18 protein-coding genes are annotated in these 18,975 nt (G+C 73.1%); 6 read left to right on the top strand and 12 right to left on the bottom strand.

Annotation, left to right across the window (positions count from 1 at the left end; genetic code table 11):
- A partial coding sequence (locus AC07DU_RS26505) for an integrase core domain-containing protein (protein WP_479114004.1) occupies positions 1-213 on the top strand: 213 nt, incomplete at its 5' end.
- Here the strand turns inward: AC07DU_RS26505 and AC07DU_RS26500 are convergent.
- The 4 genes from AC07DU_RS26500 to AC07DU_RS26485 all read right to left on the bottom strand — a co-directional run bounded on the left by AC07DU_RS26500 (position 210) and on the right by AC07DU_RS26485 (position 5,321).
- The gene (locus AC07DU_RS26500) at positions 210-959 is read right to left on the bottom strand and encodes a hypothetical protein (protein ID WP_479114002.1); all 750 of its coding nucleotides are present in this window, start codon (positions 957-959) and stop codon (positions 210-212) included. The two genes, AC07DU_RS26505 and AC07DU_RS26500, sit on opposite strands and share 4 nt — an antisense overlap.
- On the bottom strand, positions 956-2,860 hold the full coding sequence (locus AC07DU_RS26495) for a phosphatidylglycerol lysyltransferase domain-containing protein (protein WP_453374269.1): 1,905 nt from the start codon (positions 2,858-2,860) through the stop codon (positions 956-958). Before AC07DU_RS26495 ends, AC07DU_RS26500 begins: the two co-directional genes overlap by 4 nt.
- A gap of 84 nt (positions 2,861-2,944) precedes the next feature.
- On the bottom strand, positions 2,945-4,009 hold the full coding sequence (gene cobT / locus AC07DU_RS26490; RefSeq protein WP_453374270.1) for a nicotinate-nucleotide--dimethylbenzimidazole phosphoribosyltransferase: 1,065 nt from the start codon (positions 4,007-4,009) through the stop codon (positions 2,945-2,947).
- Between the two features lie 106 nt (positions 4,010-4,115).
- Positions 4,116-5,321: a bifunctional adenosylcobinamide kinase/adenosylcobinamide-phosphate guanylyltransferase gene (locus tag AC07DU_RS26485; RefSeq protein WP_479034261.1), complete on the bottom strand. Its 1,206-nt coding sequence runs from the start codon at positions 5,319-5,321 to the stop codon at positions 4,116-4,118.
- Between the two features lie 104 nt (positions 5,322-5,425).
- On the opposite strand from AC07DU_RS26485, the gene AC07DU_RS26480 reads away from it, so the two are divergent.
- Positions 5,426-5,638, top strand: a complete 213-nt coding sequence (locus AC07DU_RS26480; RefSeq protein WP_479034264.1) for a hypothetical protein — start codon at positions 5,426-5,428, stop codon at positions 5,636-5,638.
- An 86-nt stretch (positions 5,639-5,724) separates the two neighbouring features.
- On the opposite strand, the gene AC07DU_RS26475 is transcribed toward AC07DU_RS26480, so the two are convergent.
- Positions 5,725-6,468 carry a class I SAM-dependent methyltransferase gene (locus AC07DU_RS26475; protein WP_453374284.1) on the bottom strand — a complete coding sequence of 248 codons (744 nt, stop codon included), beginning with the start codon at positions 6,466-6,468 and terminating at the stop codon, positions 5,725-5,727.
- Between the two features lie 65 nt (positions 6,469-6,533).
- Positions 6,534-7,142, bottom strand: a complete 609-nt coding sequence (locus tag AC07DU_RS26470; protein WP_366869045.1) for a DUF3043 domain-containing protein — start codon at positions 7,140-7,142, stop codon at positions 6,534-6,536.
- A 246-nt stretch (positions 7,143-7,388) separates the two neighbouring features.
- Between AC07DU_RS26470 and AC07DU_RS26465 the strand changes: the two genes are divergently transcribed.
- Both AC07DU_RS26465 and pspAA read left to right on the top strand, forming a co-directional pair.
- The gene (locus AC07DU_RS26465; protein ID WP_360902396.1) at positions 7,389-8,183 is read left to right on the top strand and encodes a PspA/IM30 family protein; all 795 of its coding nucleotides are present in this window, start codon (positions 7,389-7,391) and stop codon (positions 8,181-8,183) included.
- Between the two features lie 13 nt (positions 8,184-8,196).
- On the top strand, positions 8,197-8,475 hold the full coding sequence (gene pspAA / locus AC07DU_RS26460; protein ID WP_360902398.1) for a PspA-associated protein PspAA: 279 nt from the start codon (positions 8,197-8,199) through the stop codon (positions 8,473-8,475).
- A 117-nt stretch (positions 8,476-8,592) separates the two neighbouring features.
- On the opposite strand, the gene AC07DU_RS26455 is transcribed toward pspAA, so the two are convergent.
- Positions 8,593-9,366 carry a hypothetical protein gene (locus tag AC07DU_RS26455; protein WP_360902401.1) on the bottom strand — a complete coding sequence of 258 codons (774 nt, stop codon included), beginning with the start codon at positions 9,364-9,366 and terminating at the stop codon, positions 8,593-8,595.
- A 70-nt stretch (positions 9,367-9,436) separates the two neighbouring features.
- Between AC07DU_RS26455 and AC07DU_RS26450 the strand changes: the two genes are divergently transcribed.
- A complete protein-coding gene (locus tag AC07DU_RS26450; protein ID WP_479113999.1) occupies positions 9,437-10,306 on the top strand; it encodes an adenosylcobinamide-GDP ribazoletransferase in 870 nt (289 codons plus the stop codon).
- A gap of 19 nt (positions 10,307-10,325) precedes the next feature.
- Here the strand turns inward: AC07DU_RS26450 and AC07DU_RS26445 are convergent, their stop codons facing one another.
- From AC07DU_RS26445 to AC07DU_RS26425, 5 genes are all read right to left on the bottom strand, one after another.
- The gene (locus AC07DU_RS26445) at positions 10,326-11,150 is read right to left on the bottom strand and encodes an endo alpha-1,4 polygalactosaminidase (RefSeq protein ID WP_479113997.1); all 825 of its coding nucleotides are present in this window, start codon (positions 11,148-11,150) and stop codon (positions 10,326-10,328) included.
- Complete coding sequence (locus AC07DU_RS26440; RefSeq protein ID WP_479113995.1) at positions 11,147-11,836, bottom strand: spherulation-specific family 4 protein; 690 nt, start codon at positions 11,834-11,836, stop codon at positions 11,147-11,149. Before AC07DU_RS26440 ends, AC07DU_RS26445 begins: the two co-directional genes overlap by 4 nt.
- Positions 11,833-13,362 carry a hypothetical protein gene (locus AC07DU_RS26435; protein WP_479113993.1) on the bottom strand — a complete coding sequence of 510 codons (1,530 nt, stop codon included), beginning with the start codon at positions 13,360-13,362 and terminating at the stop codon, positions 11,833-11,835. Before AC07DU_RS26435 ends, AC07DU_RS26440 begins: the two co-directional genes overlap by 4 nt.
- Positions 13,359-14,912 carry a GT4 family glycosyltransferase PelF gene (pelF, locus tag AC07DU_RS26430; RefSeq protein WP_479113991.1) on the bottom strand — a complete coding sequence of 518 codons (1,554 nt, stop codon included), beginning with the start codon at positions 14,910-14,912 and terminating at the stop codon, positions 13,359-13,361. The genes AC07DU_RS26435 and pelF overlap by 4 nt, the downstream gene beginning before the upstream one ends.
- A gap of 103 nt (positions 14,913-15,015) precedes the next feature.
- Entirely contained in the window at positions 15,016-17,043 is a 2,028-nt protein-coding gene (locus AC07DU_RS26425; RefSeq protein WP_479113989.1) for a hypothetical protein, read from the bottom strand.
- 345 nt (positions 17,044-17,388) lie between these two features.
- Here AC07DU_RS26425 and AC07DU_RS26420 point away from each other — a divergent pair, with 345 nt between their 5' ends.
- Entirely contained in the window at positions 17,389-18,927 is a 1,539-nt protein-coding gene (locus AC07DU_RS26420; protein ID WP_360902422.1) for a leucyl aminopeptidase, read from the top strand.
- The last annotated feature ends 48 nt before the right edge of the window (positions 18,928-18,975 follow it).

Below are 18,975 nucleotides of genomic sequence, written 5' to 3'. Positions count from 1 at the left end.
CCCTACCGGCCCCAGACCAATGGCAAGGTCGAACGCTTCAACCGCACCCTGCTCGAGGAATGGGCCTACCTACGGCCCTACACCTCGAACGACGAGCGGACAGCGGCCCTGGCAGACTTCCTCCACACCTACAACCACCACCGCTGCCACACCGCACTGGGCGGACACCCGCCCATCAGCCGCGTGAACAACGCTGCGGGTCAATACACCTAGCCCCTGCCCGGCCGGCCGGGCCGGGCCCGCGCCGGGTGCTGGTGCCGGTGCTGGTGCCGCTGCCCCTGCGGGGTGCGTGTGCGCCGCGGGCCCCACTGGGCGCGGACCACGCACACCGCCATGACCGCGGCCATGGCCGCCAGGTGCTCCTTGCCCGCCAGGTTGTTCTTGATCAGCACCTCGCCGATCATCAGCAGGATCACCAGGCCGCCGGTGAGGTACGCCCGGTAGCGCCAGCAGACGTACATGGCGAGCCCGACCACCGCCGCCGAGGGTCCGGTGTCGTTGACGATCCGGTCGGACACCGGCAGGCCGAAGGGGTGGTCGGGGCCCAGCGCGAGTCCGATCCGGGCGTACGTGGTCCCGGCGAGGGTGGCGACGTAGGCGACCAGCAGCGTGCGCCACCAGCCGACGCAGATCTCCGCGATCCCGAAGACGAGCAGGATCTGGGCGAGCGCACCCCACACCGGCAGGTCCAGCGCGGGGACGAACAACGACAGCGGGGTGCGCAGCAGCGCCAGCCAGAGCGGGTCGGCGGCTTTGACCGATCCGAGGTTCTGGACCGGCTGGAAGCCCCAGGAGGTGTTCTGCACGATCTGGAACAGCGAGGTCAGGCAGACCGCGCCGAGGGTCATCGGGAGCGCCCGCCACCTGTCGCGGACCAGCCCGTCCCGGACGGTCCGGAACACGGGCCCCCACTCACGGCGGGCGAACCGCCGTGCGGAGGTGGTGTGCCACGCTGTCAACGGCGGGTCTCCAGGTGTCTGCGGTGCAGCCACTTCGGAAGGCCGGGGGCCTCCAGGAACCCTTCGGCCCGACCGGCCGCGATGCCGATCCGCAGCAGGTCCGAACTCTTCTCGAAGAGCATGAACCGCGGTTCCCAGATCGGCCGGTATTTGGCGTTGGCCCGGTAGAGGGACTCGATCTGCCACCACCGGGAGAAGAAGCTCAGCAGCGAGCGCCACATCCGCAGCACCGGACCCGCGCCGAGCCTGGAGCCGCGCTCGAAGACGGACCGGAACATCGCGAAGTTGAGGGAGACCTGGGTGATGCCGATCTCCTTGGAGCGTTCGAGGAGTTCGATGACCATGAACTCCATCAGACCGTTCTCGGAGTCCCGGTCGCGGCGCATCAGGTCCAGCGACAGGCCCTTGGGTCCCCACGGCACGAAGGACAGCAGGGCCCGCAGATCGCCGTTGCCGTCGGTGCACTCCAGCATCACGCACTGGCCGTCGGCCGGATCGCCCAGTCGGCCCAGCGCCATGGAGAAGCCGCGCTCGGTCGCGCCGTCGCGCCAGTCGTCGGCGCGGCGCACCAGCTCGTCCATCTCCTCGGCCGGGATGTCGCCGTGGCGGCGGATGCGGACGGTGTAGCCGGCGCGCTTGACGCGGTTGAACGCCTGACGGACGGTCCGCATGGCGCGGCCGTCCAGGGTGAACTCGGCGGTCTCGACGATCGCCTCGTCACCGAGTTCCAGCGCGTCCAGGCCGTGCCGGGCGTAGATCTGCCCGGCCTCCTCGCTCGCGCCGTTGACGGCCGGGATCCAGCCGTGCTCGCGGGCCTCGGCCAGCCACGGCTCGATGGCGCCCGGCCAGGCCTCGGGGTCGCCGATCGGGTCGCCGGAGGCCAGCGAGACCCCGCCGACGACGCGGTAGGTGACGGCGGCCTTGCCGGTGGGCGACCAGATCACGGACTTCTCGCGGCGCAGCGCGAAGTAGCCCAGCGAGTCCCGGTCGCCCTGCCGGGCGAGGAGGGCCCGCAGCCGCTCCTCGTCGTCCGGGGTGAGCGGGTCGACGGCGCGGCGCGAGCGGAAGGCGGCGAACAGGACGGCGAGGAGCAGCAGCATCGACATGACGTTGATGAAGACGTCCACCCAGCCGGGCGTGGTGATCACCCGGGAGACCCGGTCGTCCGGTGCCAGGGTGATCAGCCGCATCACGCCGTAGCGCCAGCGGTCGGTGAACGTGGCGTCGGCGGCGGCGGCATGCGTGTTGGTGGCGCCGACGAGCAGGGCCGCGACCAGGGAGCCCAGCAGCAGGCCGACGGCGGCGACGGCCGTGGCCAGCGCGGGGTTGGAGCGGTCGCCCTTGGCGTAGAACTCGCGCCGGCCCAGCAGCAGGGCGCCGACGAAAGCGGCGGTCAGGGCGAGCGAGACCCAGTTCTGCGCGTGGTCGCGGAACTCCGGGTAGCAGACGTCGGCCCCCCAGGAGCAGGGGACGAGGGCGGCGCTGAGGAAGGCGAGCAGCAGCAGCCCGCTCACCACGAGGTTCAGGATCCAGGCGGCCCGCTTGCGGCGGCCCATGGTGACCGCGAGCAGCAGGCAGAAGAGCCCGGAGGCGAAGCCGGCCGTGAGCAGGTACGGGGTGTAGAAGTTGTCGGCGTTGTGGCGTCGCAGGTCCTGCCCGAGGGAAACCCACACCGCGCTCAAGAAGTTGACGAAGGTGACGGTGCGCAGGTACCAGACCGCGAACGCGGCGCCGCGCCGTGAGCGCGCACTGCCCCGCCCGGCCTCTCGTCCGGTCTCCCGGCTGCCCCCTGCCGCCTTGCCGGCGGGATCGCCGCCGGTCTCTTTCCTGCCGGATGACGGACCGGTCGCCGATGCGGCGGTACGGTCGGTCTCTGCGCTGGTCAAACGGACCTCTCCCATAAAAAGCGATCATATGGGGCGCCGCCGCCCGTCCTTGGGCGCGTCGGAGACCACGACCTGGTCAGGACCGCGGGCCCCGGCGGCTCATTCAGTCGGCTCCTGCGCCACCCGCTCGGGCAGCTCCGCCGCGAGTGCGGCGGCCGCCTGGACGAGGGGCAGGGCCAGCAACGCCCCGGTGCCTTCGCCCACAGTGACGCCGTGGTCGAGCACAGGGTTGAGTGCCATCCGGTCCAGTGCCTTCGCCTGGCCCGGTTCGCCGCTCGCCTGCCCCGCCAGCCACCAGTCGGGCGCGCGGAACGCGGCGCGCTGGGCCACCAGCCCGCAGGCGGCCGAGACGACCCCGTCGAGGATGACCGGCGTACGGCGCACGGCGCACTGGAGCAGGAAGCCGGTGATGGCGGCGACGTCGGCGCCGCCCACCGCGGCCAGCAGGGCGACCTGGTCGCCCAGGACGGGGCGGGCCCGGCGCAGGGAGTCGCGGACCGCCGCGCACTTGCGCATCCAGGCCAGGTCGTCGATGGGCACTCCGCCGCGGCCGGTGACCACGGAGGCATCGGTTCCGCACAGGGCGGCGACGAGGGTCGCCGCGACGGTGGTGCCGCCCACGCTGAGGTCCCCGAGGACGACCAGGTCCGTCCCGGAGTCGGCCTCCTCGTCGGCGATCCGCATGCCGAGCCGCAGCGCCTCCTGGGCCTCCTCGACGGTCAGGGCGTCCTCGACGTCGATCCGGCCGCTGCCGCTGCGGACGCGGTGCCTGACCACGTCCTCGGGCAGCAGGCCGGGGTCGCAGGCGAGTCCCGCGTCGACGATCCGTACGGTGGCGCCCAGCCGGCCGGCCAGGATCGCTACGGGGCTGGCCCCCTCCAGCACGGCCCGCACCAGCTCGTGGCCGGTGCCCGCGGCCCGCGCGGAGACGCCAGCGGAGGCGATCCCGTGGTCGGCGGCGAACAGCACCACGCGCGGGCGCTCGATCGGCTTGACCGGCACCCGCCCCTGCGCCGCGGCGAGCCACTCGGCGAGATCGTCGAGCCGGCCCAGCGCGCCGGGCGGCACGGCGAGGCGCTCACGGCGTTCCTCGGCATCGCGTCGCACGCCCCCGTCCGGGCGCTCGATCAGATCGGAGAAGTCGTCGAGATTCAGCGTGCTCATCTGCCAGAGAGTACAGCCGGTAAGGCCCTCCCTCAGGCCTCGGGACCAGGCCCCTGCGGTCCGTTGGGGCGGGCCGCGGGACACCGGGCCGTGCCGGGCGCGGTCGCTATTCCTTGAGTACGGTCGCCTGCCCCGCGACGACGAGGAGCACCTGCTCGCACTGGCCCGCGACCCGCGCGTTCAGCCGGCCCAGTTCGTCGCGGAAGCGGCGGCCCGAGGCGGTCGCCGGGACGATGCCCGAGCCCACCTCGTTGCTGACCAGCACCACCCGGCGACGGGTCGCGCGCACGGCCGCCACCAGCTCGGCGGTCCGCTCGCCGAGCCGCCGCTGCCCGCTCTCGGCCCAGACGGCGTCGTCCCAGGCCCCGGCCCCGTCCATCGCGTCCGTCAGCCACAGCGCCAGGCAGTCGATCAGCAGCGGCGGTCCTTCCGCGGCCAGCAGCGGGACCAGCTCGCAGGTCTCCTCCGTCCGCCAGCTCGCCGGCCGGCGCTCCCGGTGCAGACCGACCCGCTGGGCCCATTCCGCGTCCCCGTCGCGGGCGCCGCCGGTGGCCACGTAGAGCACCTCGGGGAAGGACTCCAGCCGCCTCTCCGCCTCGACGGACTTTCCGGAGCGGGCTCCGCCCAGCACCAGGGTCCGGCGCGGCAGGTCCGGCGCCGCGTGGTACTCGCCGACGATCACGGTGGTCCCGTCCTGCACCACCCGGGCCCCGGCGGCCGCGCACCGGCGTTCCAGCTCGCGGCCGGGCGGGGTGTCGTGGTCCAGGTGGACGGCGACGACGTCCGTGGCCGGGCCGACGGCGCCGCTCGCCCGCAGCCGCGCCAGGGCCTCGGGCCGGCCCAGCACATCGCCGAGGACCACGTCGTACGGACGCTGCCCGGGCCCGCCGTTCGTGCCGGCCGGGGCCCCGCCCGGCGGCAGGTAGAGCAGCCGGACGCCGTCCGGGCCGGTCACCTCGTACCCGGTGCCCGGCGAGTCCATCGCCACCGCCCGCACCCGGTGCCCGGAGATCACCGCGAGTTCCCGCCCGTCCGGCACCCGCCCGGCCGCCGGCAGCCCGGGCGGCAGCTCCACGGCCGGTCCGTCGTGCGGGTGGGTCAGCAGGACCTGCCGTACGCCGCCCAGCGAATGCCCGGCCCGGGCCCCGGCCAGCACCGCCCCGGGGGTCAGGTCGAGCAGCAGCGCCCCGTCGACCAGGACGGCCGTCGCGGCGCGGGACCGCGCGCCGACGGAGACGGCGCAGGCCGCGCAGGGGCAGCCGGGCCGGGGCAGGCCCTCGGGCGTGCCGGTGCCGAGCAGAGTGAGTTCCACAGGATGATCCTCCCGCGTCGCCGAGACTGCTGCGCGCCCGGTTACTCTGCGGGCACACTCAAGGCGAGAAGCGTGAGAGCAGCGGACGGACAACGGAGGCGGACATGGCGTGGACGTGGCGGTTCGAGACGGCCGACGGCACCGAGGCGAGGCCGTCGGTGGTACCCGAGGAGTTCACCACGCAGGGCGACGCGGAGTCGTGGATCGGTGAGTACTGGAAGGAGCTGCTGGAGGGCGGTGTCGAGCAGGTCAAGCTGTCCGACGACGGCGGCACCGAGCTCTACACGATGAGCCTGCGCGAGGCTCTGGACGCCTAGCCGGCACGGGGCACTGCTGGCGTTCTTGAGGCGCGAGGGGTGCGGGGGTGCGGGAGCCGGGCCCCCGTGGCCCCCGCGCCGCGGGCTCAGCCCCGGACGCCGCACAGGTGCAGCAGTGCGGCGACACCGCGGTACGGGTCGGTCCGCCCCGCACGGTCCTCGGCGGCCAGCAGCCGCTCCAGCTCCTCGTCGGGCGGCAGGGACTCGCCGGCCTCGGTGCCGTCGGTGAAGACGCGTACGCCGTACCAGGCTTGGAGCGGCGCACCGATCCCGGACAGCGTGGCCGTCAGCCCGGCCAGCCGGTCGGCGCGTACGTCCAGGCCGAGCCGGTTGGTGTAGTCGATGCTGTCGAAGGCGGCCAGCGCGCCCTTCCAGTCGCCGTCCAGACCGGGCCGCATGGCCAGGGCGTCGCCGTTGCGCACCAGCAGGGACAGCAGGCCGCCGGGGGCCAGCATCCGGGCGAGACCGGCGAGCATGGCGTCCGGCTCCGGCACGTACATCAGCACCCCGTGGCACAGCACCACGTCGAAGCTGCCCGGCAGGAAGTGCGCGCCCGTCTCGCGGCCGTCGCCCTCCATGAGTTGGACCCGGTCGCGGATCCCGGGGGGTTCCGCGGCGAGCGCCTCACGGGCGACGGCCAGCATCCCGGGGTCCTGTTCCAGACCCGTCACCTTGTGCCCGGCGCGGGCGAGGCGCAGCGCCTGGGTGCCCTGGCCCATGCCGACGTCGAGCACGCGCAGCCGCTGCCCGACCGGGAAGCGGTGCGCGATCTGCTCGTCGACCTGCCGGCCCACGAGTTCCTGGCGGACGGCGTTGCGCAGTCCCCCCAGGCCTTCGAGCCAGAGCCGGGCCCCTTCGGCGAAGCCTTCCCCCGACGTGCCGGGCTTTGCTCGGCTCAGGGCCGTTCCCCGCGCTTGACCTGCGGCTTGGGCAGGCGCAGCCGGCGCATCTGGAGGGTGCGCATGAGGCCGTACGCCACGGCGCCGCGGCGGGGCTCGTTCGGGAAGCGCTGGACCAGCGCCTTGCGCAGGCGGAACACCAGACCGATGGAGTCCACGATGATCAGGGCGATCACGCCGAGCCACAGCAGCAGCGCGATGTTCTGGATCGTCGGCTGGCGCACCATGCTCAGCACCAGGATGATCACGGCCAGCGGCAGGAACATCTCGGCGACCGAGAAGCGGGAGTCCACGAAGTCGCGGACGAACCTGCGGACGGGGCCCTTGTCGCGGGTGGGCAGATAGCGCTCGTCGCCACTGGCCAGCGCCTCGCGCTGCTTGGCCATCTCTACGCGGCGGCGCTCACGCGCTCGCTTGGCATCCTCCTTGCGATTGCCGGTCGAGGCCACCACGGCCTTGCGCTGCGACTGGGCCACAGCACGCTTCGGCGTAGGGCGGCCCTTGGGGGCCTGCGGGTCACGGGGCTGCGAGAGGTCGGCGCTCACCTTGTCGGTGGCGGCGGCCTTCTCTTCCTTGGAGGAGCGGCTACCAAACACAAAACCCAAGCCTACGTGGTTGCGGGCATGGCCCCCACCCCGATGGGGAACGATCCGGCAACGGCGGGCGTCTTCCCAGTGCGTGGTCCGTCCGGGACGCACCTACTCCCTACGCCTGATACGGCGCGGGCGCAGTCGTCCTGGAGGAGGAGCGCATCCGCACCTGAACAGTGCGGTAATGGAGACAGGGCCCGTACTGTGGGTCCTGTCGGTGACCTGCACCACAGTCCGTCTAGAAGGGGGCGCGCGAAGCCCATGAGCGGTGTCATGAAGCGTATGGGGATGATCTTCCGCGCGAAGGCGAACAAGGCCCTGGACCGGGCCGAGGACCCGCGCGAGACCCTCGACTACTCGTACCAGAAGCAGCTGGAGCTGCTGCAGAAGGTGCGCCGCGGAGTCGCCGACGTGGCGACCTCCCGCAAGCGCCTGGAGCTCCAGCTGAACCAGCTGCAGGGGCAGTCGGCCAAGCTGGAGGACCAGGGCCGCAAGGCCCTCGCCCTGGGCCGCGAGGACCTGGCCCGTGAGGCCCTGTCCCGCCGCGCCCAGCTCCAGCAGCAGGTCAGCGACCTTGAGGTGCAGCACCAGACGCTGCAGGGCGAGGAGGAGAAGCTGACCCTCGCCTCCCAGCGGCTCCAGGCCAAGGTGGACGCCTTCCGTACGAAGAAGGAGACCATCAAGGCGACCTACACCGCGGCCCAGGCGCAGACCCGGATCGCGGAGTCCTTCTCCGGCATCTCCGAGGAGATGAGCGACGTGGGCCTGGCCATCCAGCGGGCCGAGGACAAGACCGCCCAGCTGCAGGCCCGCGCCGGCGCGATCGACGAGCTGCTGGCCTCCGGCGCGCTCGACGACCAGAGCGGGCTCGGCTCCAAGGACGACATCCAGGCCGAGCTGGACCGCCTGTCGGGCGGCACGGACGTGGAGCTGGAGCTCCAGCGCATGAAGGCCGAGCTGGCCGGAGGCCCGTCCGCGCAGCAGCAGGCCATCGAGGGCGGCGCCCCCGGCACCGGCCAGCCGTCGCAGACCCAGCACCGGTTCGACAAGCAGTAGGACGGGGCCCGTCATGATTGTCCGCATCATGGGGGAAGGACAGGTGGAGCTGGCCGACAGCCACTTCGCCGAGCTCAACAGGCTGGACGACGAGCTGCTCGCGGAGATGCAGAGCGGCGACGCGGAGGGCTTCCGGCGCACGCTGGGCGCGCTCCTCGAAGCCGTACGGCGGCTCGGCCGGCCGCTCCCGGACGATGCGCTGGAGCCGTCCGAGCTGATCCTGCCCGCGCCCGACGCGAGCCTGGACGAGGTCCGGGCGATGCTCCGCGACGACGGGCTGATCCCGGGCTGATCCCGGGCCCGGACGCCCCGGCCCCCGCCGGGGCGGCGGACGCACACCGACACCACGACGGGCCCTCCCCCTCAAGGGGGCGGGCCCGTCGTCGTGCGCGCGCCCGGGCCCGCGCCTTCAGTGCTCGGGCGGCTTCTCCAGGGACACGGCCGGCTCCGCGTCGGGTGTCCCGCCGATGAAGTTCTCGAAGCTGCGGCGCTTGGCCGCCCAGCGCCGGTCGTGGTGGAAGGCGCGCAGTCCGGCCTTGGCCCGGGCGCGCGGACGGTTGGCGTAGAACCGCTTCGCGTACGGGGACCCGGGCCGGGCCAGCCGGATCGCGCCGATCAGCGCCACGAAGGGGATGACCACGCCGAAGACGGCCGTGCGCGCCTTGCCCTTCCACAGGGCGATCAGCGCGAGGAAGAAGTTGGTGGCCGCGTTCATGGCGACCAGTCCGCGGCTCTGGCGCTCCTCGGCGGTCAGGTCGTCGACCCCGAACGGCACGAAGCCGCCGAGCACCAGCGCCACGAGCGCGGCCGTGAGGACGACGACCTCGACGCTCTTGCGGCCCTGTTCGCTCCAGTACACGTCGTCCAGGTGCAGGATCAGCGCGAACTCGTCCAGGACCAGGCCCGCGCCCAGCCCGAAGAGGACGGCCGAGAGCCAGGCCCCGAAGCCGTACCGGTCACTGCCCACCGCACCGAACCCGCCGATGATCACGAGCACCACGCCGGGGACGACGTGGTGGACGTGCATACCGCCCGGGGTGACGTTCTTGAACGGGCCCCGGCCGGCCCGGATCAGCCGGGTGATCACGCGGGTGACCAGGAACGACAGCACGAAGGAGAGCAGGGCGAGGAGAAGGGGCAGTTTCCCCGGTTCGACGATGTTCCGATACCACCAGTGACCCATCCCACTGACTCCCTATTTGGAACGTAATGGGCAATTTACAGGTCACCCCGAGCGGGTAGCCTTCGCGCCGATGCCAGATTCGCTCGAAGATCCGCCCCCGTCGCCGCATCCGTCGCCGCACCAGTCGCCGGCGGCGCCGTCGACGCACCCGGAGCGCGCCTCGTTCCTCGACGGCGTCCGCTTCGCCTTCGGCACGCTCACCGTGCTGCCCGCCCGCGTCACCCGCTGGGACCGCCCGGCCGCCCGCGCCGGCATGGTGTGCGCCCCGCTCGCCGGGCTCGTCGTGGGCCTGCTGGCCGCCGTACCCGGGGTGCTCCTCCTGCTGCTGGGCGGGGGTCCGCTGCTCGCCGCGGTCGTCACCGTCGCCGTACCGGCCGCGCTGACCCGGGGTCTGCACCTGGACGGGCTCGCGGACACGGCCGACGGCCTCGGCAGCGCCAAACCCGCCGAGGACGCGCTGCGCGTCATGAAGCAGTCCGACATCGGCCCGTTCGGTGTCGTGACCCTGGTGCTCGTGCTCCTGGCGCAGGTGGCGGCCCTGTCCGACGCCTACGCCGACAGTTGGGTGCGCGGCGCCCTCGCCGCGGTGGTCGCGGCCGTGACCGCCCGCCTCGCCCTCACCTCGGCCTCCCGCCAGGGCGTCCCGCCGGCCCGCCCCGAGGGGCTGGGGGCCGCGGTCGCCGGGGTGGTGCCGCGCCCCGCGGCCGCCGCGATCGCCGTGCTCGTCCTCGCCGCGGCCACGGCCGCCGCCCTGCCGCTGGGCCCCGCGGCCGCTGCCCGGCACGCGGCCGCGGTCCTGGCCGCCCTGCTCGTCGCGGAACTGCTGCTGCGCCGCTGCGTACGCCGCTTCGACGGCGTCACCGGCGACGTCTTCGGCGCCCTGGCCGAGACCGCGGCGACCACCGCCCTGATCGTCCTCGCCCTGGGTCACGCCGCCTGACGGGCCGCGCCGACACGGTCTAGCGACAGGTGCGGCGCCAGGCGTCCAGGTCGTAGTGCTTCTGCATCGAGCTCAGCTTCAGCTCGCGCGAGCGCGCGCAGAAGCGGTCCACCCCCAGCTCGTACTCCACGTGGAACACGGCCTTGCCGGCCTCCACGAACGGGGTCAGCCGCTCGCACTCGTCGTACTGCGCGCACTGCTCGTTCACCGCGAAGTCGAAATCGCCCACGAGCTGCGGGATCTGGTCGAGGTCGTTCTTCAGACCGACGGCCAGGCCCCGGTCGTGCGCGAGCTTCGCGATGAGCCGGTTGTAGCGGAGCTGGTCGTCGGCGGTGAGCGGGAAGCCCGAGTCGTTGGCGTAGCCGTCCATGTTGTCCGGCTCCACCGCGTCGAAGCCCTTGTCCCGGCACATGTCGAACCGCTTGCCCATCAGCGGTTCCAGCGCGGCCAGAGCCCGGACGTCCAGCCAGCGTTCGCCCTCCCATCCGTTGCCCTCGCCGAGCAGCGCCTTGGAGAAGTCGCCCGCGTCGGGCCGGAAGTCCTCCCACGCGCCGGTGGAGAGGTAGCAGATGGTCTTGCGCCCGGCCTTCTTCAGCTCGGCGACCTGCTCCTTGGTGGTGTTGAACCCGTCGACGTCGTACACCGCCGCCTTCACCGAGGTGTCGAGCCTGCCGGTGAGCTGCCACTGCCAGCCGGTACCGGGCCGGGGCTGCCAGTGCTCCCCCGGGGCCAGCTCCGGCCACGGGTACGGGCCGTCGTCCGCGCCGTCGTCGGCGTCCCGCCCCGCCGTACACGCGGCGAGCAGCAGCAGCAGCAGGAGCAGCAGGAGCCTCAGCCGTTTCATCCCGCGGCCTCCAGTGCGTACGGGAGCGTCCCCCACGGGTGCGCGCCGCTGCCGGGGACCGCGCAGTGCACCCCGGCCCCCCGGGCGGCCGCGAGTTCCTCGGCGAGCCGGGCGGCGAGCGCGCCCGGCGGGACGGCGTAGACGAGGTGGCAGAACCGCTGGGCGGGGTGGTCCGCGGTCCAGGGCGGTACGGGGGCCGCCTCCCGGTAGGCGTCCCACGGGCCTTCGAAGGTGACGAGCAGGTCGGCCAGGTCGGCGTAGCCGGGGTGAGGGTGGACCCCGTGGTTGAGGACGAGGGTGCGCACGCCCGCGGACCGGGCGGCGACCGCGAGGCGTCCGTAGTGCGGGAGCAGTTCGGGTTCGGCGGAGGCCTGGTCGAGGAACGCCCCGTCGGTGGCGTACCAGTCGCGGTGGCGCAGCAGGTCCTGCACGACGGCGGCGTGCGGGCGGCGCCCGTAGTCGGTGTCGGCGTACCCGAGCACGGGCACCCCGGCGTCGCGCAGGCGCTGGGCGACGAGGGCGAACCGCTCGTCGGGGGCGGCGCCGGGCCCGCTGTCGGGGTTGAGCACCACCGAGTGGAGCCGGCCGGCGGAGCTGATGAGCCGGTCCCAGGCCTCGGGCCGGTCGGCGGGGTGCTCGTACAGGGGCACCAGCAGCATGGGGTCCTGCCTCTCGTACGTCGTCATCGGTGGGCGGTCGCACGGCCGAGGAGCAGGCAGACCAGGGCGGCCAGGAGGGCGGCGGCCGTGCCCGCCACCACCAGCTGGACCACCCGCGGCTGGCCCAGCCCGGTCAGCAGGGCCAGGCTCTGCGCGACGGCGGCCGAGGCGCAGACCACGGCCGCGGGCCGGACCGCCCCGAAGGACTGGAGGAGCAGCCCCGTCCACATCACCGCGCCGAGCAGCAGCAGGGTGGCGACGCGGACCCCGGTCAGGCCGGGGGCGTCCGGCCAGAGCAGCGTTCCGGCCACCCCGAGCGCCAGGAGGACCACGAGGTAGACGGCGAGGCAGCGGCCCAGCGTCACCAGCATCCGCCGCCGGAAGGCCCGCGGCGAGCGGGCCCCCCGCAGCCCGCTGAGGCTGCCGCTGCGGAACCGGTGGAGCAGCCATTCGGCCGGGCCCATGCTCAGGGTGAGGGCCACCGCCGAGGGGGCGGCCACGGCCTCGGCGGGGCCGCCGGCGAGCACCTCGCCGAGGGCGGCGTACAGCACGAGCAGGCCGGTGCCCAGGCCGAAGACCCCGTACGGCACGGAGTCCCCGAGCCTCGGTCCGCGCGGCGCGAACTCCTCCTCGGCGCCGCGCAGCATCCGCCAGCGCACGGGGCCCTTGCCGGGGCGGCGCGCCGTCCAGCCCCGGACGCGCAGCAAGGCGGCCCGTACCCCGTCGGCCAGGGGCAGTTCGCGTACGGCCAGGGTGCAGGCGGCCAGCAGGGACACCGCGAGCAGGGTCACCCGGACCGGCACGGGCAGGTCCACGAAGAGCGCGAGCAGGGCCCCCGCGGCCATCGGGCCGAGTGCGGCGAGCAGCAGCCGCTCCCGGCCGAGGACCAGCAGGACGGTGGCGGCCCCGACGTAGAGGGCCTGTCCGGCGGCGAAGGCGTAGGAGAAGGGCGGCCCACCCGGCACGGCCAGCGCGGCGGCCGTGCCCAGCAGGGATCCGGCGGGGGCGCCGACGAGCAGGGTCCGTCCGGCGGCGGCCCGGTCGCCGAGACCGAGCCAGGAGTAGGCGCGGTGGGACAGGGTCTGGTCCCAGACCCAGCCGATGAGGGCCCCGGCGAGCAGGGTCAGGGTCCCGGCGGGCAGGCCGAGGCGGTCCTGGGGGCCTTCGAGGAGGGGGGCGCCGAGGAGGTAGGCCAGGCCGGGCAGGGCGAAGATCACCCCGCGGAGCAGGCAGGCGGTGAGCGAGACCTTCCAGGGGTCGGGGGTCTCGGCCGGCTCCGGGAAGGCGCGCGGCACCCGGGCGTAGAGCTCCTCGGCGAGGGAGAAGGAGTCGTGGCGGCCGTAGGTGAGCCGGATGTACTCGTCGTTCATGCCGTCGGATTCGAGGACGGCGGCGATCTCGTCGGGGTGGACGGCCGCGGCGATGCACACGTCGAGGCGCTCGGCGAGTTCGTCCATGGGGTCGGCGGCCGGGTCCTCGGTGCGCGGCCGGGGGACGGCCAGGAGGGTCTGGGGGGCGCCGCCGGGCGGCCTGAGCCAGAGGGATCCGCTCACCACAGGCTCCCGTCGGCGGCCAGTTCCCGGTGCCAGGGGTCGGCGATCCGCTGGATCCATCCCTCGCCCGCCTGGACGGGCAGGACGGGCGGACCGGAGAGTTCCCGGTAGATGTGCCGGAAGCCGTCCACGGACTGGTGGAGGGTGAACTTCTCCACCACCCGCTCGCGGGACATCCGGCCGAGCTCGGCGCGGCGTTCGTCGTCGCGCAGCAGGGCGAGCGTGGCGCGGGCCATGGTCTCGGGCTCGCGCGGCGGGACGACGAGGCCGGTGTCGCCGACGGCCTCGCGCACTCCGCCGACGTCGGTGGAGACGGTGGTGCGGCCGCAGGACATGGCCTCGATGATGCTGAACGGGAAGCCCTCGCTGATGGAGGAGAGCATGACGACGGAGCCCGCCGCGTAGGCCCGGGCCACCTGATCGATGCGGCCCTCGTACGTGATCCCGTCGCTCACGCCGAGGTCGGCGGCGAGCTTCTCCAGCCGGAGCCGGTACTCCTCGCAGCCGGCCGGGACGGGCCCGAAGAGCCGCAGCCGCAGGGCGGGCATCTCCTCGCGCATGAAGGCGTAGGCGCGGATGAGGGTTTCGAGGTCCTTGATCGGGTCGATGCGGCCGCACCAGCTGAGCGTGGGCACCTCGGGTTCGGGGCCGGCGTCGGGGAAGAGGTGCGGGTCGACGCCGTTGTAGACGGTGCGGATGCGTTCGGAGTCGGCGCCGCCGCGCTCTTCCCAGCGGCGGTTGTACTGGTTGCACGGGGTGATCAGGTCGGCCTGCCGGTAGCCCTCGGTGTTGAGCTCGCGGTAGAAGCCGAGCATCAGCGCCTTGACGGGCCAGCGCTGCTCGGCGCTGCGGTATCCCAGGTAGCGCTCGCGCAGGTAGATGCCGTGCTCGGTGAGCAGGAAGGGGACGTCGTCGAGGTATTTCGCGGCGAGGGCGGGGAGGGTGGCGAGGCCGCTGCTGACGGCGTGCGCGACGCTGTCGCGCGGAATGCGGACGGCGAGCGGGCGCAGCGCGTGTTCCAGCAGGTCGGTGGCGGTGAGTGCGTCGTGGATGGTGGGCGCGGCGGCCGCGGTGCTGAGGCCGGGGCGGGTCCATACCCGCATCAGCAGGCGCAGAACCGATTCGGAGCGCAGGGCCGGGGCGAGTTTCCCGGACCGGGCGAGGGCGGCCAGTTCGCGCAGGGCCGCGGAGAACGCCCCGGAGACGGGGGCGGCCCCTGCGGGGGCGGTGGCGGGGGCCGCGGGAGGGTCGAGCAGGGAGAGCAGAAAGCTTTCGTAGACCTCGGTGAAGCGGCGGTGGGCCTTGCCGCGCAGGGCCGAACGGCGGCCCCTGCCGGGGGGCGGCCCCCACAGCGGAACGGCCGTGTGCCGGTAGACGTTGCGGGGCAGTTCCCAGGTGACCGGCTCTCGTCCGGAGCCGGTCAGGGCTATGACGTTGAAGTCGACCTCCGGCATTCCGCGCACCAGCTGGTCGCACCAGGTACTGACGCCCCCGTGGACGTGCGGGTAGGTGCCTTCGGTGAGCATGGTGACGTGACGCCCATGACTCATGCGGTGTGTCCCCCCAGGACGGAAAAGGGGCCGGCGCCCGTGGATTCGCGGAGCGCCGGCGCAGTGTGTTACGCGTGACGGCTTGCTGGTCGGCCCGTTGCGGTCAGCTGGGCAGTCGGAGCGTGACGGCGCTCTGGAGCAGCTCGGGCGCGGTCCACGTGGAGCGCGTTCCGGCGTACGCGGTGCCGAAGTCGGTGGTGCCGAGCAGCAGTTGCTTCTTGGTGCCGGTGGGGGCGGTGACCGGGGCGACGACTCCGGCGGGCGCCTTGACGGTGACGGTGGTGCCGATGCGGTAGGCGCTGACCTTGCCCTCGGCGAGGGCCTTGTCCCAGGCGGCGCGACGGCCGAGCTCGACGCCGGCTTCCTTCATGGTCTGGTTGACGAGGGGGGCACTGGGCGCGTAGAGGGCCCGGTAGGTGTCGAGGACCTGGTTGAGCACCGGGTAGAGGGTGCGGTCCTCGGCGAGGTTGGACTGGTGGACGTAGTGCGGGCGCGGATCGTTGGCCAGTACGTGGCGCAGCGCGGTCCGGGCCTCCTGCGGCACGATCTGCTGGAGGTAGCCGGTGGTGACGTCGAGCGGCTCCGGCAGGCAGGTGGAGGTCGCGGGGTTGTCCTCGCAGACGCCGCTGCCGCCGTCGGCGCGGCTGGTGTAGATCCAGTTGTACTCGTCGGCCATCTCCGCGTTGGTGCCCGTGTTGTAGTACACGTTCATCGGGTGGCGCGGGACGGTGAGGGCGGCGCCGACCGGCCGCTGGGAGGGTTCGCGGGAGTTGTCGCTGCCCGCCCACTTCACGCCGTTGTCGGCGAGCGCCCCGGCCAGGTTGGGGTTGTCCTGGGGCTGCTGCGGGAGGGTCTTGAGCCCCGAGTGCTCGCCGGTGACCAGCTCGCTGCGGTCGGTGGTGATCCCCTTGGACGCGGCCCAGTTGTTGTTGTCGCGGATCTGCGCGGAGATCTCCGCGCGGCTCATCCAGTTGATGGTGCCCAGGGCGTTCTTCGTGCAGCTCCAGGGGATGGTGGTGGTGTCCTGGACGCAGCCGAGGAAGGGGTGCGTGTAGGTGTGGTTCATCCAGCGGAACTTGGCCCGGTCGGCCACGAGCTGCGCGGTGAGCGCGTCGGTACCGCCGTTCTCCGCCTTCCACTCCTCGCCCGCGCCCGCGTTGAAGAGCATGTCGAGCTTGAAGCCCTTGGACTGCTGCCATTGCACCGCGTAGACGGCGTCGGCGGCGGTCATCCGGATGGTGCTCTCCTTGCCCTCGCCGCCCGGGCAGGCGTAGTCGCCGGGCGTGCAGTTGAGCTCCTTGCTCCAGCGGGCGTCGGGGGCGAAGACGTCGTCGACGTGGACCGCGAAGTAGCTGCGGCTCTGGCCGAGGTGGACCCCGCGGGTCAGCCAGTCGACGATGCCGCGGGCCAGCAGCCGGAACTGCTGCTGGTACTGGTTGTAGCCGAAGGTGACGACCAGTTCGCTGCGCCCGTCGTGCGCGTACTCACCGACGAGCGAGGCCCGTCCGGCTTCCACGGGGGCGTCGAGGTAGCTGGTGTAGCCGGCCCGCGGCTTGCCCATGAACCCGAAGCTCTCGGGGACGAGCGCCGAGTTGTCCTCGAAGGCGACCTGCCCGCCGAGGTAGCCGAAGGGACCCGTCTTGCCGGCGGCGGTGACCGCGGCCTGGGTGCCGTCGAGCTGGCCGCTGTAACCCCCGTTGTCGGTGTACTCCAGCCCGACCCCCGGGTGGGCCCAGGTGTAGGCGTCCACCTGGCGGATCCCGTACGCCGTCTCGTACGCGGCGAGCGCGGCCATCTCGGCCGAGCCCTCCCCGAAGGGGTTCTCGTTCGGCAGGACGACGCCCTGGTACTTGGCGCGCGGCCGGCCGTCGAGCGTGTCACTGAGGAAGCCGGCGTCGATGACCGGGCGGCCCGCGCTGCCCAGTTCGACGCGGGTGTACGGCACGCCCGTGTCCCGCAGCTCCGCCGTGATCGCCTCGACCGAGCTGCCGCCGTCGTCGACGACGAGGACCTTGAGGTCGATCCGCGGCGTCTCCGCCGCGTGCGCGGACGCCGCAGGTACCGCTACGGACACCAGAGCTGCCGCGGCCATGGCGGCGGCGACCCTGTTCATCCGGTTCTTGTTGACCATTTCGGCCTTTCCCCCCGCAGGCGTCCCTCGACTCGGCCCTTGGCGGTAGGCCGGGCCGGGGAGGCTCTGTGGAAATCATGCAAAGGAACCCCGCGTCCCCTTGCGAGAGTGGACCGAGTCTCTCGGACATCGTCAGGTCTACGAGGCAAACCTGGAGCAGAGTCCACAGATGGGTGAACCTGATGACCTGTTGATCGAACAACTTGACAAACCTTCGAGTGCCGTGCGGAGGGGGCCCTGCGCGTAGGGTCATTTCTGGCGGCCGTCGGGCCCGAATACGATCGCTACGGATGGCCGTCCACCCACTCGGCCCACACATACAAACGGAAGCGAGACTTCACCACCGTGACTGCTCTGACTCTCAGCACTGCCGGCGCGGCGACGCTGCGCGCCGACGCCCTCGTCGTCGGCGTCGCGAAGGGCCCCAAGGGCCCGGTTCTCGCGCCGGGCGCCGAGGCCGTGGACGAGGCGTACGAAGGCAAGTTCGCCGGAGTCCTCGACGCCATGGGTGCCTCGGGCGCCGAAGGCGAGATCACCAAGCTGCCGGCCCCGGCGGGCCTGAAGGTCCCGGTCGTGCTGGCGGTCGGGCTCGGCTCCGTCCCCGAGAAGGACGAGTCGTTCGACGAGGAGGTGCTGCGCCGCGCCGCCGGCGCCGCCGCCCGCGCGCTGCACGGCACCAAGAAGGCCGCCTTCGCCCTCCCCCTGGACGACGCCTCCGCCGTCACCGCGGTCGCCGAGGGCGCTCTGCTGGGCGCGTACGCCTTCACCGCCTACCAGGGCGGCGAGAAGAAGGCCGCGAACGGCGGCAAGAACGGCGGCCCCAAGCAGCCGCTCGCCGAGGTGGCCCTGCTGGGCGCCAAGCCGCGCGACAAGGAGCACAAGGCCGCGGCCGAGCGCGCCACGGTCGTCGCGACCGAGGTCAACATCGCCCGTGACCTGGTCAACACCCCGCCGAACGACCTCACCCCCGAGGCCTTCGCCGCCGTCGCCTCCGCGACCGCGAAGGAGAACGGCATCAAGGTCCAGGTGCTGGACGAGAAGGCCCTGATCAAGGGCGGCTACGGCGGCATCATGGGCGTCGGCAAGGGGTCGGAGAACCCGCCGCGCCTGGTGAAGCTCTCCTACACCCACCCCAAGGCGGAGAAGACCCTCGCCTTCGTCGGCAAGGGCATCACCTACGACTCCGGCGGCATCTCCCTGAAGCCGGCCGGCCACAACGAGACGATGAAGTGCGACATGGCCGGCGCCGCCGCCGTCTTCGCCGCCGTCGTCGCCGCCGCGAAGCTGGGCCTCCAGGTCAACGTCACCGGCTGGCTCGCGCTCGCCGAGAACATGCCGTCCGGCTCGGCCACCAAGCCGGGCGACGTGCTGCGCATGTACAGCGGCAAGACCGTCGAGGTCCTCAACACCGACGCCGAGGGCCGCCTGGTCCTGGGCGACGCGCTGACCCGGGCCTCCGAGGAGAACCCGGACGCGATCGTCGACGTCGCCACCCTGACCGGCGCCATGGTGCTGGCCCTGGGCAACCGGATGTTCGCCGTCATGTCCAACGACGACGCCTTCCGCACCTCGATCCACGAGATCGCCGAGGAGGTCGGCGAGGCCTCGTGGCCGATGCCGCTCCCCGCGGACCTGCGCAAGGCCATGGACTCCCCCACCGCCGACATCGCCAACATGGGCGAGCGCATGGGCGGCGGCCTGGCGGCCGGCCTCTTCCTCCAGGAGTTCGTCGGCGAGGGCATCACCTGGGCCCACCTCGACATCGCCGGTCCGGCCTTCCACGAGAGCGCCCCCTACGGCTACACCCCCAAGGGCGGCACCGGCTCGGCCGTGCGCACCCTGGTGCGGCTGGCCGAGCGCACGGCCACGGGCGACCTGGGCTGACGCTCCGCGTGTGACACGTAGCACCCCGGGCCCTGATCGCATGGCGGT

Source organism: Streptomyces sp. NPDC045695 (assembly GCF_056432025.1).
The sequence above is the reverse complement of the archived record's forward strand: the minus strand, read 5'-3'. Positions and strand labels throughout refer to the sequence as shown.